Origin of the sequence: Paenibacillus cisolokensis, from assembly GCF_050481165.1 — a bacterium.
Taxonomy (GTDB): domain Bacteria; phylum Bacillota; class Bacilli; order Paenibacillales; family Paenibacillaceae; genus Paenibacillus_AH; species Paenibacillus_AH cisolokensis.
On record NZ_JBCNFP010000002.1, the window covers coordinates 1 to 15,047 of the forward strand.

The 15,047-nt window shown below is 57.1% G+C and carries 15 protein-coding genes; 3 read left to right on the top strand and 12 right to left on the bottom strand.

All coding sequences use genetic code 11. From position 1 onward, the window contains the following. Positions 1-47: 47 nt before the first annotated feature. The 9 genes from ABEV74_RS00380 to moaA all read right to left on the bottom strand — a co-directional run bounded on the left by ABEV74_RS00380 (position 48) and on the right by moaA (position 8,161). The gene (locus tag ABEV74_RS00380) at positions 48-617 is read right to left on the bottom strand and encodes a manganese catalase family protein (RefSeq protein ID WP_430142718.1); all 570 of its coding nucleotides are present in this window, start codon (positions 615-617) and stop codon (positions 48-50) included. Positions 618-686: 69 nt separating this feature from the next. After that, positions 687-950, bottom strand: coding sequence for a spore coat protein CotJB (locus ABEV74_RS00385; RefSeq protein WP_062491714.1), 264 nt, complete (start codon positions 948-950; stop codon positions 687-689). A gap of 5 nt (positions 951-955) precedes the next feature. After that, positions 956-1,150, bottom strand: coding sequence for a spore coat associated protein CotJA (locus ABEV74_RS00390; RefSeq protein ID WP_062496615.1), 195 nt, complete (start codon positions 1,148-1,150; stop codon positions 956-958). A 353-nt stretch (positions 1,151-1,503) separates the two neighbouring features. Continuing rightward, positions 1,504-2,535, bottom strand: a complete 1,032-nt coding sequence (ytvI, locus tag ABEV74_RS00395; RefSeq protein ID WP_062491711.1) for a sporulation integral membrane protein YtvI — start codon at positions 2,533-2,535, stop codon at positions 1,504-1,506. 129 nt (positions 2,536-2,664) lie between these two features. After that, positions 2,665-3,801, bottom strand: a complete 1,137-nt coding sequence (yfkAB, locus tag ABEV74_RS00400) for a radical SAM/CxCxxxxC motif protein YfkAB (RefSeq protein WP_213530602.1) — start codon at positions 3,799-3,801, stop codon at positions 2,665-2,667. A gap of 162 nt (positions 3,802-3,963) precedes the next feature. Then, complete coding sequence (locus tag ABEV74_RS00405; protein ID WP_430142721.1) at positions 3,964-5,085, bottom strand: HD-GYP domain-containing protein; 1,122 nt, start codon at positions 5,083-5,085, stop codon at positions 3,964-3,966. A 105-nt stretch (positions 5,086-5,190) separates the two neighbouring features. Further along, positions 5,191-6,639 carry a bifunctional metallophosphatase/5'-nucleotidase gene (locus ABEV74_RS00410; protein WP_430142722.1) on the bottom strand — a complete coding sequence of 483 codons (1,449 nt, stop codon included), beginning with the start codon at positions 6,637-6,639 and terminating at the stop codon, positions 5,191-5,193. 42 nt (positions 6,640-6,681) lie between these two features. Beyond that, positions 6,682-7,158, bottom strand: a complete 477-nt coding sequence (locus tag ABEV74_RS00415) for a hypothetical protein (protein ID WP_430142724.1) — start codon at positions 7,156-7,158, stop codon at positions 6,682-6,684. Positions 7,159-7,165: 7 nt separating this feature from the next. Next, positions 7,166-8,161 carry a GTP 3',8-cyclase MoaA gene (moaA, locus tag ABEV74_RS00420; RefSeq protein ID WP_062491701.1) on the bottom strand — a complete coding sequence of 332 codons (996 nt, stop codon included), beginning with the start codon at positions 8,159-8,161 and terminating at the stop codon, positions 7,166-7,168. Positions 8,162-8,259: 98 nt separating this feature from the next. Between moaA and ABEV74_RS00425 the strand changes: the two genes are divergently transcribed. The 3 genes from ABEV74_RS00425 (at position 8,260) to ABEV74_RS00435 (ending at position 11,302) form a co-directional block, all read left to right on the top strand. Next, a complete protein-coding gene (locus tag ABEV74_RS00425) occupies positions 8,260-9,018 on the top strand; it encodes a molybdenum cofactor biosynthesis protein (RefSeq protein WP_430142726.1) in 759 nt (252 codons plus the stop codon). Further along, positions 9,015-10,067, top strand: a complete 1,053-nt coding sequence (locus ABEV74_RS00430) for a ThiF family adenylyltransferase (protein WP_430142728.1) — start codon at positions 9,015-9,017, stop codon at positions 10,065-10,067. The genes ABEV74_RS00425 and ABEV74_RS00430 overlap by 4 nt, the downstream gene beginning before the upstream one ends. A 176-nt stretch (positions 10,068-10,243) precedes the next feature. Then, positions 10,244-11,302, top strand: a complete 1,059-nt coding sequence (locus tag ABEV74_RS00435; RefSeq protein WP_430142730.1) for an HD-GYP domain-containing protein — start codon at positions 10,244-10,246, stop codon at positions 11,300-11,302. 63 nt (positions 11,303-11,365) lie between these two features. Here ABEV74_RS00435 and ABEV74_RS00440 read toward each other — a convergent pair whose 3' ends face one another. Genes ABEV74_RS00440 through ABEV74_RS00450 form a run of 3 tightly spaced genes read right to left on the bottom strand, consistent with a single transcriptional unit; the run spans position 11,366 to position 14,254 of the window. Further along, a complete protein-coding gene (locus ABEV74_RS00440) occupies positions 11,366-12,289 on the bottom strand; it encodes a helix-turn-helix domain-containing protein (RefSeq protein ID WP_062491694.1) in 924 nt (307 codons plus the stop codon). Between the two features lie 3 nt (positions 12,290-12,292). Beyond that, positions 12,293-13,132, bottom strand: coding sequence for a Gfo/Idh/MocA family oxidoreductase (locus ABEV74_RS00445; protein WP_062491692.1), 840 nt, complete (start codon positions 13,130-13,132; stop codon positions 12,293-12,295). Between the two features lie 60 nt (positions 13,133-13,192). Beyond that, positions 13,193-14,254, bottom strand: a complete 1,062-nt coding sequence (locus ABEV74_RS00450) for a Gfo/Idh/MocA family protein (protein ID WP_062491690.1) — start codon at positions 14,252-14,254, stop codon at positions 13,193-13,195. Positions 14,255-15,047: the final 793 nt, after the last annotated feature.

A 15,047-nucleotide genomic window follows, 5' to 3' on the forward strand; every position in this document is an offset into this window, starting at 1 on the left:
TTTTAAATGAGTTGACACGCCGTTCCTGTCCGCTGCCCGCAGGCAAATCAAAACACTTTTTTCGTCTCCTGGTCGGCTTTGATGATCTCCACCGCTTCTTTGAAACGCATAGCGTGAACAACTTCGCGCTCGCGCAAAAACTTGAGGCTGTCCTGCAGGTCGACGTCATCGGTCATATCGATAAGCCACTGATAGGTGGCCCGCGCTTTTTCCTCGGCGGCGATGTCCTCGTACAAGTCGGCCAGCGGGTCGCCTTTCGCTTGAATGTAAGTAGCCGTCCACGGTACGCCGGCAGCGTTGCTGTAGAAAAGCGCCCGGTCGTGGTTCGCGTAATGGGCGCCGAGGCCGGCAGCCTCCAACTGCTCAACGGACGCGTCTTTCGTCAATTTGTAAACCATGGTGGCAATCATTTCCAGGTGGGCGAATTCTTCGGTTCCGATGTCATTCAACAGCCCGACGACTTTATCCGGAATCGTATACCTCTGATTCAAATAACGAAGCGCCGCAGCCAGCTCCCCGTCAGCTCCCCCGTACTGCTCCATCAAAAATTTCGCCATCATCGGGTCGCATTTGCTGACGCGTACCGGATACTGCAGTTTTTTCTCATAAACCCACATGCCGGCATTCCCTCCCTCTCGACATTTGTCGGAACGTTCTTCTATCCCGCGCAATTCCGCGCCAGCGCCCTATACCTGCCACGGCCAGGGCGTTTCCTTCCACTGCCAAGGAAAACGGCTGAAGCTGTGGCCGAATCCGAGAAGCGGCCCGAACTGCGTTTCGAACTGGTAAGCGAGCTGCTGGCGCTGCTGGACAAGCTGGTTGAACTGCTGCAGCGCCTGCATATCGTTCGGGTGAGTGTCCAGATAGAGGTTCAGTTCGACCAATGCAAAATCAACCTGCTGGAGTTCTTCCAGCTGACGATAATATTGATCGCTCACGGTCGGCTTCATTCCCTTTACCTCCCCTTGTCATAGGTTTGCGCCTCGTAAGGACTGTACAGCGCCGGCCACAGCGTGCCGCGTCTAAGCGCCTCGTGAAGCGGAAACTGCGGCAGATTCATCGGTTGAAACGGAATAAACTGGTTCGGCGGTACGACATAGGTTTTGACGCGGATCGGCGGACATGGATCGAAAGGTCCGATAAACGGCATATATTCCCGATATTGGCTTGCGGCGGCGGGGGCAACGGAAGGGTGCGGAGCGTTCTGGTTCGGTTGAAACGACGGAGACAGCAGCGCGTTCTCATTCACGTTCAAAGTCGGTCCCTCCTTTGGACTCATGTTGTCACTACCCACACTATATGCAGCCGCCCATAGTCCCCATGTCTGTCCATTTCCCGGGCAATGAGAAAAAAGTTAGATGCATTAAAAAAACCTCATTCGCAGCCGCTCGCGAGAACGACAGCGAAAGAGGTTTCGATCATAAACATGGATGCAGGCGCCGGAGCCGCGCAATTCGCTCGGACAGCGGGTGAACGCGGGCTAACGAGCGATATCGGGCGGCCTTACAGTTTGATCTGGATGCGGAACAACCCGGCGCGGCGGGCCGCCATATAAATAATGACGACGAGCGGACCGAGAAAAACGCCGATCACGCCGACCAGCTTGAAGCCGACGTACAGGCTGATCAACGCCGACAGGGAGCCGATGCCGACCGAATCGCCGAGCACCTTCGGCTCGACAATCCGACGGAACACCGTAATGACGAGAAACAGGACGATAAGACCGATCCCCGTAACCAAGTCGCCGGTCAATATCATATAGGTCGCCCACGGCACAAGCACCGAGCCGGTTCCGAGGATGGGCAGGATGTCGACGATAACGACGAGAAGGGCGATGGCCAGCGGATATTTCAAGTTCAACGCGATCAGCCCGGCGAACGTAATCGCGTAGGTCATCGCGCTCAGGATGAGCTGTGAGCGAAGAAAGCCGAATATCGACTTTCGCAGATTGGTCAGCACTTCGTCCACCTGTCCTCGGGACGTTTCTTCAAAAAGCGACAAAAAAGAGCTTTTCATCGTCGGCAGACTGAAGCTGAACATATACACGGCGACGAGGAACACGATGAAGAAAATAAACATGCCGGGGATGCCGGACGCAAATGCGATAATTGAATTGGACAAGCTCTTGACCAGGGATACGGCCGATTGCGAAAGTGTGGACAGCCAGTTTTCCACCTGCTCGATCGTATCGGGAGGCAAGCCAGCATAGAGCGATTTGGCATTCTCCGTTATCTGGTCCATATACTTGTTGAGATTTTCGAAAAATGCCGGCACCTTCTCCCAGAACGCGACCAGCTCGGCCACCAGCTTGACGCCGACGATGGCGATCAGCCCGAGCAGCAGCAAGGTGAAAATGCTGCTCGACACGACGGAAGCCGCCAGCCGCTTCATCTTCAGCCGGTTCATAAACATCTGATTGAGCGGTTCGAGAAAAATCGCCACGACCAGCGCCAGCAAAAAAGGCGCGCCCACCGTAAAAAGCAAATATAAGAACACTAACCCGGCTGCAAGGGTTAAAGCGGTCTTTAAGGGCATCCTGCCAGTCCCCCTCTTTTATGGGCGGAAGGTCCCGACCCGGCTTTCCGTTCGCCGGCGCCGGGCATTCCGCCGGATCCGTCCGATTGCAATGATCGCTTGTCTTCCCGTAAAACCGCTCCCCGTCCGCTACAGGCGGGCGCGGCGGCGGGTAAAATCGACGTCCCGGTAATACATGTTTTTCACCAGCAGATTCGGCCCGCAGCATGACGCGGCCTTGCAGTGGCAATTCACGCTGAGGGCAAGAGGGTGATGGAGCCAGCGCTCGAACGCCTCTTCGAGCTTCTCGTCCGCAATGTTGCCGAACGCAGGAATGTCCGCAAAATCGGTGACGAACAACTCGCCCGTAAACAGATTGACATTCAGACGGTTGCGTCCGTCGGGATCGTTGCGCACCGTAACGTTCGGCTCTTGAGCAAGCCGGGACAGCAGCTTCCGGTCCGCTTCTTCTTCGCTGCAAGCGTAGAACGGAAGCGTGCCGAACAGCATCCATACGGAGCGGTCGCGGGCATCCAGAAGCCGTTCGATCGCCGCGCGCATCTCAGCCCGCGACAGCATCGGCAAGTTTTGCGCGAAGGAGCTCGGGTACATCGGATGCACCTCGTGCCTCTTGCATCCCATCTCGACGATGAGCCGATGGATATCGGCGATTTTCTCATGCGTCCGATAGTTGATCATCGATTCCGCGGAGACAAACACGCCCGCTTCCGCCAGGCGCCGCGCATTCTCGATCATACGTTCGTACAGCCGCACCGCCGTCTCCCGGGACACCGGATGACCGGAGCGCGCGAAGCCGACCTGATGGAAATCGTCCGCCGTCGTGTAATTGAAGGAGATATGCATAACGTCCAGATAAGGCGCCATCATATCGTAGCGGCTGTAGTCAAGCGTCACGTTGGAGTTGATTTGCGACCGGACGCCGCGGTCGCGGGCATATTTCAGCAACGGCACAATATATTCGCGGACGGTCCGTTCCGAGAAGGAAGGCTCGCCGCCCGTAATGCTGATCGTCTCCAGATGCTCGACCTCGTCCAGCCTGCGCAGCATAAGCGAGAGCGGGATTTTGGAAGGCTCGGCCAACACGAGCGTATCGCCGACCGCACAGTGCTCGCAGCGCATATTGCATAAATTGGACACGGTCATTTCCACGCTTGTCAGCCGATGTCTGCCGTAAGCATGCAACGACCTAATCGGGTCCCACGGATCGTATGCCGGCGACAACCGGGGCAAGCCGTGCGTTTGACGACTGTCTTTCACTTTATTCATCAACTTTGTCGCACCTGTCTACCTTTCTGAAAAAACCTGTTTTCACTATTGTAATGTTACGAGATGGATGAAGCAAATATGCGTTTCCCGCACAGTCGCGCCATAGAGACGAAAAAGCAGCTTATTCCGTATCGAACCAAAATAAGCTGCATCATTTTTCGCTCAATCGGCCGTAGCGGCCAAGGCGTCCGATTGCGCCCGATCGTCGACGCCGACGATCATGACCGACAATTGCCGGGACAAATCTTTCTCGTACGGAATTTTCAGCGCTTCGCCGGCTTCGTTATACAGCACCCGCACGACGGGGCGATGCGGGCAGGAGGAATGGATGCCGACGACGACGCCGGATTCGCCCGTATGCAGCTTGACGCTAAGACCGATCGGATAGATGGCCACTTTATCGCGAAACAGCTGGAGCATCCTTTGCTCATAGAGCGAGCCGCTGCCCGCGTACAACTGCTCCATCGCATGGTGGGGCAGCATCGGCGAACGGTATATGCGGTTGGTCGTCATCGCATCGTAGGAGTCGACCAGACCGACCCATTTGGCGAATTCCTGAATCTCGTCGCCCTTCAGCCCCCGCGGATATCCGCTGCCGTCCAGACGCTCGTGATGCTGATAGGCGCAGTGTGCCGCCAGCAGCGGAATATTGGGCTCGTCCTTCAGGATCAGATAACCGAGCTCGGCATGCCGCTTGATCTCTTCGTATTCCTCGGAGGTGAGCGATCCGTTTTTTTTCAGCACGCCGGGGTCGATTCGGGTTTTGCCGATATCGTGCAGCAGCGCTCCGAGACCGAGCGTCATCAGCTCGTCGCGCGAGTAGCCGTGGGCGATGCCGAGAAGCGTCGTATAGACGCATACGTTTAACGAATGCTGATACAAGTAATGGTCGACCGTGCTCATATTCATCAGCATGACCATCGCATCCCGCCGGCTTAACAGATCGTCGATGACCATATTCATCATTTGCCGAAACGGCTTGTCGATAAAAATACGGGGCTTCGCGCTTCGCCGGTTCGGCCGTTCCATCATTTCACGGAAGTTCGTGCGGATCTCCGTCAGCGCTACCCGCATCGTATCTTCGCTGATCAATTCGGGCAGCACGACATCCGCCGTGCGGGCGTCCGCGATATAGACGAATTGGATCCCCAGCTCCGTCAAACGCGCAATGATTCGCTCCGTTAATTCGACATTTTCACCCAGAAGGACAAGACCGTCCTGTGAAAAAATTTTTTTGGCCAGTTTCATTCCCGGCCTGCACATCGATGTGGGCACCAAGCGCATAGAAGCAGTATCCTTCCCGTGACTGTCTCCTTACCTATATCATTGACATCGGAAAGCCAGGCAAGTATTGTGAGTACGTTTTGAATATTTTATCGAACGATTGCGCTACGTCCCGACGGCTTTCCAACGTTTTTGCCTGCAGCGGCTAATCAAATCGGGGTCGCCGAGACAATCCGCCACAATGTCCCGAATGAACTCCGGCAAATAATAGCGGATTTCCCGGCCTTCGCGCAGCGATTTGTACCCGACGCCGAACGTGAACATGTCGATCGTGCCGACGACATACTGGCGGCGTTCGTCGAACGGGCTGCCGTTGACGGAGATGGAGCGTATCTTCCCGTAATCCGGTCCGTCGGGGTCGTATACGATGTCCAGGCCGTCCACGGCAAGCGCGCCGAGCACTTCGCCGCGGAAACCGAAGCCGCGAATCGGCATCGCCGTAAATTCGTCAAGCAGCGATTCCTCCAGCGCTTGCCGAATGAGGCTCCCTGCCAGCTTCATGCGGCAGGGATTGATCGGCGACGGACAGAGGGCGTGAAGCTGCCCCGCCGTCACGTCGCCCTTGGCGAGGCCGCCGAGCAATTGCCCCGCATTGACGATGCCGATCTCGGCATCGGCGTGGCGGCGCAATCCGGCGGCGAGCAGGTTGCCGAGCGGCGATTCCCGCTCGGTGCTGGCGGGCAGCGGCGCGTCGAGCCGGGCGATAACCCGGCTCAGGCGGCGCTCGCCCGCCTCGCGGTAGCTGCCGATAATGCCGGCAGCTGCCGCGTCTTCCGGGAATGCGGCGACCGGGACGCATTCCGCCCGGAAAACCGGGCGCGAACCGGCCGGATCCAGGCCGATCTCCACGCGCCCGATGCGCTCGCCGAACTTGCCGGCGGCGCATATCGTCGTACGGCCGACGACAAGCGGCTCCTCCAGCAGATGGTGGGTATGTCCGCCGAGGATCAGGTCGATCCCTTCGATCTCCTCGGCCATGCGCCGATCGAGCGGCAAGCCGAGATGCGACATGACGACAAGCACGTCCGTATGAGACCTCATCGCCCGCACTTGCTCCCTTACCGCTTCGAGCGGATCGGTCACCTGCCAGCCAAGCAGCTTGTAGAAATCGGCGAAGGCGGCCGTCACCCCGATCAATCCGATGGACAAGCCGCCCTTCTTCACGATCGTACCCGGCTGCAGCCATTCCGGGCGCTCGCCCGTTGCCATTACGCGCATATTCGCGCCAAGCACGGCAAATCGCGCCCGCTTGCCGAGCGATTCGGCCAGACTGCCCATCGGATAGGTCAGCCCTTCGTTGTTGCCGGGGACGAACGCTTCGTAGCCGGCAGCGTTCAACAGCTCGATGTTAACCAATCCGTCGCTGCCTTCCGTCTCCAGGCGCATGCGATCCATATGGTCGCCGCAATCGACAACCAGTACGCGATCGCTGCCGTATACGCGGCGCTGATCGGCGATATATCCCGCCATTTTGGCAGCCTGCTCCAGCCGGCTATGAATGTCGTTGCTGTGCAGCAGCAGCACTTTCATGGATTCGTTCAACGTTCGCCGCATCTGGTTTCCATTCGCCCCCTTGGTCCATTCGGCCTTTACTCATCAGACACCTTTGCGAAGCTCCTCCGGCTGGAAGGTCGTTTTGAATCCGTAGGACGCCTCGCCGCGGAAATTTCGGTCGCGCTCTATCGAAATTCCGATGACTTGCTTCACGTTCAAGCATTTGCTCGTCCCGTTCGGCACATAGAATCGAAGCGGTCCGTTTTTGGCGAGCGGACCGCCGTCCATTGCGAATACGACTGCGGCGCCGCTTAGCTGTTCCCATGGGACGATCGCCTCGAAGCCGTCCGCCGCCTCCAGCTTCAGATGAGTCGGCCCGGCATCGCCGGCCGTCAACCCGCGCGCTGCGCGCCAGGCCGCATACCAGGAGAGCCAATCGAACGCCTCGCCCGCCGCCTCCGGCACCCGTTCGCGAATCGGGAACGTCTCCCCGGCGAGAGCGGCCATTGCTTCGGCGTCCGTCAGTTCCTCGCCGATGTCCTCGTGCCGTATCCGTATCGTTCGCACCGTTCGTTCCATCGCTCTCTCAACCTCCGATTTGCGACATGCGCCGCTCCGTCGGCTTATGGCTTTGCGCGCCGCCGAACAGCTTGGCGGCCATCTCATGATTTTCCGGCTTGATATCGACCGCCCGGCCAAACACCGCCTTCAACGCCTCGCGATCGCCGATCGCAGGCCGGACATTCAATTCGTCGACCCAGTACAGGCAAGGCTTCAGATGGCCGTCCGCTGTCAGCCTCAATCTGTTGCAGCGGCGGCAAAACTGGTCGCTTACCGGGTGGATCAAGCCAAGCGAGCCGGCCCCGCCTTCCAGGCCGTAATCCTCCGAAGGGCCGCTCGCCGTCCGCTCGCGGATCGGGAACAGCCGGTAGCCTTCCGCTTCCGCCACCTCCAGCACCCGGCCAAGCGGCAAGTAGTGGTTTTTCCAGTTTTCGTCGTCATGTCCGATCGGCATATATTCGATAAACCGGATATGAAGCGGCCGCTCGTAGGCAAGACGTAAAAACGCCGGGATTTCGTCCTCGTTAATGCCCCGCAGCAGCACGCAGTTTAATTTGATCGGTGTCAGGCCGGCATCGGCCGCCGCTTCGATGCTTTCCAGCACACGCTTCAATTCGCCGTTCCGGGCGATGAGCCGAAAACGGGCGGGATCCAGCGTGTCCAAACTAATATTGACGCGGTTCAACCCGGCGGCCTTGAGCGAAGCCGCCGCCCGGCCGAGCAGCAGCCCGTTGGTCGTCAGGGCGATATCCCGTATGCCCGGAATGCTCGCAAGACGCCGGATCAGTCCGTCCAATCCGGGACGGACCAGCGGCTCGCCGCCCGTAATTCGCAGCTTGCGAATGCCGAGCTCGGCGGCAACGGACACCACCTCTGCGATTTCGTCGTATGTAAGCAGCTCGGCGGAATCGGCAAAGGCCATCCCTTCCTCCGGCATGCAGTACATGCAGCGCAAATTGCAGCGGTCGGTGACGGAAATCCGCAAATAATCATGTACTCTTCCGAATCGGTCCCGCAGCATGGCGACGCCCCCTTTCCGTCTTCTTAGCATAACATTTTTAGAACGATTATGGTATGCTGAAACAGCATCCATATCTCATGCAGAAGAGGTCGTTAGCCATGACATACGAATGGAAAATCCGCCTGTTCGCCGGCTTGCCGGAGCGGATCGGAGCGGATGAAATTACGTTCGCCGATCCGCGCGAGGTCATGACGGCCGGAGAACTGAAACGGCTGCTCGCCGAGCTTCATCCGGACCACGAAGGACTGATTCGGCTTTCCTTCGTCGCATGCAATCGTGCCTATGCAGCCGATGACGCCCGCGTTTCCGCACGGGACGAACTGGCGCTTCTGCCGCCTGTCTCAGGCGGCGAATCAGCCGCGGACGAAGCGGACCGCTCATCCGGCGATTCGCGCTTTCTCGTCACGCGCGAGCCGCTCGTCGTCGAAGATGTCGTCTCCCGCGTTATCGCGCCGGAACACGGCGCGTCGCTCGTTTTCGTCGGAACGACGCGCGAATGGACGAACGGCAAGCGGACGCTTCGCCTGGAATACGAAGCCTACGAACCGATGGCCGTCATGACGATGCGGCAGATCGCCGGCGAGTTGAACGATCGCTGGCCGGGCGCGCGCTGCGCCATCGCGCATCGCATCGGCCCCGTCGAAATCGGCGGCATCAGCGTCGTCATCGCCGTCTCCACGCCGCACCGCGCCGACTGCTACGAGGCCAGCCGGTATGCGATCGAGCGGTTGAAGCAAATCGTGCCGATCTGGAAGAAAGAAATATGGGAGGACGGATCGGAATGGGTCGGGCACCAGCAGGGAGGCTGGAATCCGCTGTCTCCCGGTCCGGACGAAACAGGGGGCGGACAGCGATGACCGCGGCCGGTATGCAGCCTTCGGCGGAAGACCGGTACGCCAGGCAAATCCGTTTCGCGCCCATCGGATCTGACGGCCAGCGCCGCCTTGCGGACAGCTCCGCCGTTATCGTCGGCCTGGGCGCCCTCGGCTCCGTCATCGCCCAGCATCTTGTCCGGTCCGGCGTCGGCAGGCTGCGCCTGATCGACCGGGATATCGTGGAATGGAGCAACCTTCAGCGCCAAACGCTCTATAACGAAGAGGATGTGCGCCGCACGATGCCGAAGGCGGAAGCGGCCGCCGCACATCTGAGAGCGGTCAATCGCGCCGTCGCGATCGAGCCGGTCTCCGCCGACCTGTCCGCCGCCAATGCCGAAGAACTGCTCGGCGGCTATCCGCTCATTCTGGACGGAACCGACAATATGACCGTACGTTATTTGATCAACGAGTACAGCGTGAAGAACGGCATTCCGTGGATTTATGGCGGCGCGGTCGGCAGCGGCGGCATGACGATGACGTTCGTTCCCGGCGAAACGCCTTGCTTGCGCTGCCTGTTTCCGGAACTGCCCGCGGCCGGCGATCTGGACACTTGCGAAACCGCGGGCGTGTTTTCGCCCGTCGTCGACATCGTGGGATCGCTGCAGGCGGCCGAAGCGCTCAAATGGTTGTCCGGAAACCGGCAAGCGATGCGCAAGGAGCTCGTCCAAGTCGATGTGTGGACGAACGGCTGGATGCCGCTGGCAGCAAATACGGGCAAGCGCGGCGACTGCCCTACTTGCGCCTTGCGCCGGTTCGAGATGTTGGAGGGCGGCGGTGTTCATGCGTCCACCCGATTGTGCGGCAAACAAACGGTGCAAATTATTCCGCCCGGACGTCCGCAGCTAAGCCTCGACGGCTTGGCGGCCCGTCTGGCATTGGCCGGACCGGTCGAACGCAATCCGTACCTTGTAAAGCTGCGTGTGCGCGAGACGTTAACTTTCATCCTGTTCCCGGACGGCAGGGCGCTCATACAAGGAACCGACGACCCGGCCGTCGCCCGCAGCGTCTATGCGGAGCTTCTCGGCGTCTGAAGCTCCGCCCCTTTGGCGCAGCTTCGACCGGAGCTGAAGCTTTCGCCCCCTATGGCGCAGCTTCGACCGCATTGGCGCAAAAAAACACTTTATCCTCTTATTGTAAATTGAAAGGATTGTTGCTACCATAGAACTAGATGGCGAACAAGCAGAACTTCCGATCAGAGGTGTCGCGGATGAGAGTACATGTGACGGAATTGAGGAACGGTGACCGATTAACGAACGACACATTTAACGGCTACGGTCTTCATGTGCTGTCCAAAGGAACGGTGCTGGGCGAGTATGAAATTTCCAGACTGTTTCAGCATCAAATCGACTACGTCAATATCGAATCTCGGCCGGATGAACAGCCTCCGGGGAGAACGCTGGAGTCGGACCTCAATCCGAAATGGCTGCCGGCCGTCCAACCGGTGTATGAGCAATCGGTCCGGGAAACCGAGCAACTGTTTATGAAAGCGCTGCAAAACGGGATGATCGATGACGAGCAGGTCGAACAAACGTTTCTTCCGTTCGTCGAGCAATTTCAGATGGAGCGGGACATCGTTTCCATTCTTCTGCTTGCCAATACGAAAGACGCCTATACTTACCAGCATTCCGTTCAGGTCGGTATGATCTCTCATTATTTGGCGACTTGGCTCGGTTATCCGGAGAAGGAAGCGGCGCGCATCGGCAAAGCGGGGTTTCTGCACGATATCGGCAAGAGCCGGATCGAAGCGGAAATTTTGAACAAGCCCGGGCGTCTGACGGAGGAAGAGTTCGAACGAGTCAAGCAGCATACGGTTTACGGCTACGACATCATTCGATCGTCGTACATCGGACAAGACGATCTGGCGATCTGTGCGCTGCAGCATCATGAACGAATGAACGGCACCGGTTACCCGCACGGACTTCATGGGGCGGATATTCATCCGTATGCCAAAATCATCGCCGTTGCCGATGTATACAGCGCTATGATATCCGCACGGGTTTATCAGCAAAAGCGCGATCTGCTGTACGTCTTGCAGGAACTGCACCGTATGAGCTTCGAAGAGCTGGATGCGCACACGACGCATACGTTTATCCGCCATATGATCCCGAACTTTATCGGCAAACGGGTAAAGCTGTCCTCCGGTGAAACGGGCATTATCGTCATGACTCATCCTTCCGATTTTTTCCGGCCGCTCATTCGCTTGGACGACCGGTTCGTCGACTTGAGCATCGATCGGTCGCTCGAAGTTTGCGAAATCTACTTGTGACCGAAAGCGAAAGGCCGCTCCGGGGCATCTGCCGGGGCGGCCTTTATATTCGCGCGGACGGATTCAACCGTTAGCCGACGACTGTTCCTCCGCTTCCCGTCCGCGCTGCTGCGCGGCGTAACGGGAAGGCGGATAGCCCATAATGCGCGTGAACGCCTTGCTGAACGATTGCAGCGTCTCGTAATTGAGCCGCCGGGCTACCTGCTTGATCGGAATATCGCCGTACTTCAGCATTTCCAAAGCTTTCTCGATTTTTTTATAATTAATATAGCGCTGCAGCGTCATGCCGGTTTTGTCTTTAAAAACATGGGACAAGTACGTATAGCTGTATCCGAGCTCGTCGGCCATCGCGCGGATCGACTTCAACTCGAAAATATGGTTCTCCACATACCGGATGACCGAATAGACGGCAAAACCGACGGAATACGTCGCCTTTCGAGGCGTATAACGCGGCGCGTCCGCATTTTTCGCGGCAAACGTCCGGTACGTCAAAATGATAATTTCCTCGAAATAGTTGCGGATCATAACATGAGAATAAGGGTCGCGCGAATAAAATTCGTCGATATTTCGCAAAAACGGAATCAAAACATTATGCGTATCTTTGGAACGAAAATAAGGCGCCGACTCGAAAAAGCTGTTGATGCGGGCAAACGCTTCATCCGCATCGGCGCTTATGCGGAACCCCATATAAATGTAGCGGAGCATGCTGGACGAATCCGCTTCGATCGCGTGCGTGCTGCCGGCCGGATTAAAAATAATGTCCCCTTCCCCGACTTTGAGACGGTTGCCGCCAATCGTAAAATAACCTTCTCCCGAAACGATATAGCTGAGTTCATGGCAAATCTGCTCGTGCGGGCCGATTTCATAACCGCACTCGCAGCACAATTCGCCGATCTGATACAGCTCGATTGCGCCGAACTGCAGCGGTTGTTCGAAAAAAGAATGGTCAAAATGAAAGCGGCAACCCGAATATTTCTTCCGATTCATCGTCTAGGACGGCAGTTTGACCCATTGATGCGGCGTATGGACCGCTTTCAGGGACTGCTCGATAATGCTGATAATTTCCACCGTCTCGGACGGATTCACCGGCACTTCACCCGTCTCGAAAAACGCGGTCAGCTGGCGGATAAACAGCTGGAAAAAGTCTGACTCCGGTTTCAGAACAGCGGAATGCCCGTTGTCGTAATTCAGCGTCAGATGGAACGGACATTCCCAGCCGCCGTGCTGAACGGATGCCTGCCTTCCGTCCGGATAGCCGATCAGCAAAGCGGGAAATTTTCCTGTGCCGGTGTACATCACCCGATCGGCTCCCGCTCCCATCAGCATGACGATCGGTTCGATCTGATGAATCGAATAATTGTCGAGACGCCCCGGTCCCGAGCTGTAAATACTGTCTATGCCTTGTTTCTCGGCCGCCGCATACTCCGACGCAAAGCGCAGGGCGGAGGAGGAAAAGAGGGGCGTTCCGTGCTTGTCGGCCAGCTCGAACAGACGGAGCGCAGCCGCCCGGTCGGGCGCAAACGTTTTGTCGATATACGTCCGTTTGCCGGAACGGAGCGGAAGCTCCGCCAATTCCTCATGCTGATCCGGATGATCGGGGGAGAGGACGATCAGATAGTCGCTTTTCTCTACGACCGCTTCGATCGAATCGAGCAGCTCGACGCCTTTTTCCGCTGCCCATTCGACGTTCGTCTTGCCGCCATCCGCATCCTTCTTTCCGTAAGCATAAGCAACCCGCATGGCGCCGCCGGTCGCGTTCGCAATCCAGGCGGGATACTGATTGGCATGCCACTCATCGAGATAGTAGTCGATAAAACCGATCGTTTTCATGAGCCGGTCCCTGCCTTTCCTCTACCTTTCCTCTGCCTTCCCTCTGTCTTTTCTCTACCGTTACACGAAACTGATTTCTCTGCCCTGATCGGACGAATCATAAATGCCCTGAATAATTTGGGATGTAAGAATGGCCGAATCGATATGGGACGGCAGCTTCTCGCCCGTGCGAACCGATCTCAGAAAACTGTCGATTTCGTTCTGGAACATGTTGACCGATTTGAACTTCGGCTTCGTCTCCAGCAGCACGCCGTTTTTCGCGCTGTACAGCTTGAAATCGGAACCGTATTGAAGACGGATGCCGCCTTTGTCGCCAAGAAAATCGATATACATTTCGGATTCCCCGATATTTTGCGCCCATGCGCCGTTAAGCGTAATAGACGGTCCTTCCGTCCGGATCATGGCAGTGACGAAATCGTCGACGTCATACGTTCCGTTGTAGTCCGGCGGACCGGCCCACATGTCGACATAGGCATAGTTCCGCATATCGCGTCCCAGCTTGCAGTAGGCTTGGCCGCTGACCGTTTTCGGCTTCGGATCGCCGGTACAGTACATGACGATGTCGAGGAAATGGACGCCCCAGTCGATCAGCGCGCCGCCTCCGGCTATCGCTTTTGTCGTGAATGCCCCGCCCAGTCCCGGGATGGAACGGTGCGCACGGAAGCTGACATAGACGTGATACAACTCGCCCAGTTCGCCGTCGTCAATGATCTGCTTGATCAGGTTGACGCCCGAATTGAAGCGGTTCACAACGCCGATATTGAGAATTTTTCCGGTTTCGTGCTGGACTTTTTGCATTTCCAGCGCCTCGCTGTATGTACGGGCGGCCGGTTTTTCGCAGAGCACGTTTTTCCCCGCGCGCAAGCAATCGATCGTGATCGGCGCGTGGCCGTCGTTCGGCGTGCAAATCGACACCGCTTCGATTTCGGGATCGTCCAGAATGACGCGGTAATCGGCTATCGCCTGACCGCAGCCGTTCTTTTTCACTGCCTGCTCGGCCCGCTCAAGCCGAATGTCGCAAAAATATTTGATCTCCGCAGACGGATTCGCCATATAAGCCGGGATATGAGAACCGTTTGCAATCGATCCGCAACCGATGACGGCGACTTTGATTTTATCCATTAGGGAAGCCTCCTGTAGGTTAAATCTGTAAAACGGTTACACACGTTTGCGCTTCACTTCGCCTCACTTAAAGACAAAAAACAGACAACCTTCGGCCATGTTCCGCTCAACGACCGGCAGCACCTCTCTTCCTTGCGATCTGGCTGCTTACGGCGCAGATGATCTAGCTGGATTCTCCACCCATTATAGCGGATAAACGAAATTTAACAATGTTTATATTGTACTACTGTGTTATCCGAATTTGTCTTTTTTCCGCCAAGTCCTGACGAAGATACAAGCTCCCTGCCAAATGCCCGGCTCTCCATTGATTTTATAGAACAGTAAGAAAAGCGACTCCGTCGTCTGAGGACGATACTATCGCCCAGGGCTCTATTCGACCTCGCCCACCCGACCGCCGTGCGCCCGATTGCGCAGTTCCAGGGTTTAATCGTTCGCTCCCACCCCCGCCGGGTACCCCATTGCGAACCTCCAGTGCCTTATTCGCTCGCTCCATCCCTGCTGGCACCCCTTGGCGAACTCCAGAGTCTTTTTCGCTCGCTCCATCCCTGCTGGTACCCCTTGGCGAACTCCAGAGTCTTTTTCGCTCGCTCTAATCCCGCTGCGAACTGCCGCCAGTCCCGAAATTGCTTGCTTTACTCCGGCTCAGCGGCCGCTGGCATCCGGTAGATGAACCCCTGTAAAAGAACAAAGCTGCAAAAATGCAGTTTTTTCGGGCGAAAAATAACCAAAACGCGAAAAATCCTGCGATTGTGCAGGAATTTTCAATCCGTTTAGGTAGTGTCAAGAAGTTTGT

Excerpts from the sequence above, each read along its gene's own strand:
- ABEV74_RS00435 (WP_430142730.1), top strand. The coding sequence starts at position 10,244 with ATGAGAGTACATGTGACGGAATTGAGGAACGGTGACCGATTAACGAAC.
- ABEV74_RS00430 (WP_430142728.1), top strand. The coding sequence starts at position 9,015 with ATGACCGCGGCCGGTATGCAGCCTTCGGCGGAAGACCGGTACGCCAGG.
- ytvI (WP_062491711.1), bottom strand. The coding sequence starts at position 2,535 with ATGCCCTTAAAGACCGCTTTAACCCTTGCAGCCGGGTTAGTGTTCTTA.
- moaA (WP_062491701.1), bottom strand. The coding sequence starts at position 8,161 with ATGCTGCGGGACCGATTCGGAAGAGTACATGATTATTTGCGGATTTCC.
- ABEV74_RS00410 (WP_430142722.1), bottom strand. The coding sequence starts at position 6,639 with ATGCGGCGAACGTTGAACGAATCCATGAAAGTGCTGCTGCTGCACAGC.
- yfkAB (WP_213530602.1), bottom strand. The coding sequence starts at position 3,801 with ATGAATAAAGTGAAAGACAGTCGTCAAACGCACGGCTTGCCCCGGTTG.
- ABEV74_RS00440 (WP_062491694.1), bottom strand. The coding sequence starts at position 12,289 with ATGAATCGGAAGAAATATTCGGGTTGCCGCTTTCATTTTGACCATTCT.
- ABEV74_RS00405 (WP_430142721.1), bottom strand. The coding sequence starts at position 5,085 with ATGCGCTTGGTGCCCACATCGATGTGCAGGCCGGGAATGAAACTGGCC.
- ABEV74_RS00425 (WP_430142726.1), top strand. The coding sequence starts at position 8,260 with ATGACATACGAATGGAAAATCCGCCTGTTCGCCGGCTTGCCGGAGCGG.
- ABEV74_RS00445 (WP_062491692.1), bottom strand. The coding sequence starts at position 13,132 with ATGAAAACGATCGGTTTTATCGACTACTATCTCGATGAGTGGCATGCC.
- ABEV74_RS00385 (WP_062491714.1), bottom strand. The coding sequence starts at position 950 with ATGAAGCCGACCGTGAGCGATCAATATTATCGTCAGCTGGAAGAACTC.
- ABEV74_RS00415 (WP_430142724.1), bottom strand. The coding sequence starts at position 7,158 with ATGGAACGAACGGTGCGAACGATACGGATACGGCACGAGGACATCGGC.
- ABEV74_RS00450 (WP_062491690.1), bottom strand. The coding sequence starts at position 14,254 with ATGGATAAAATCAAAGTCGCCGTCATCGGTTGCGGATCGATTGCAAAC.
- ABEV74_RS00380 (WP_430142718.1), bottom strand. The coding sequence starts at position 617 with ATGTGGGTTTATGAGAAAAAACTGCAGTATCCGGTACGCGTCAGCAAA.
- ABEV74_RS00390 (WP_062496615.1), bottom strand. The coding sequence starts at position 1,150 with ATGCCGTTTATCGGACCTTTCGATCCATGTCCGCCGATCCGCGTCAAA.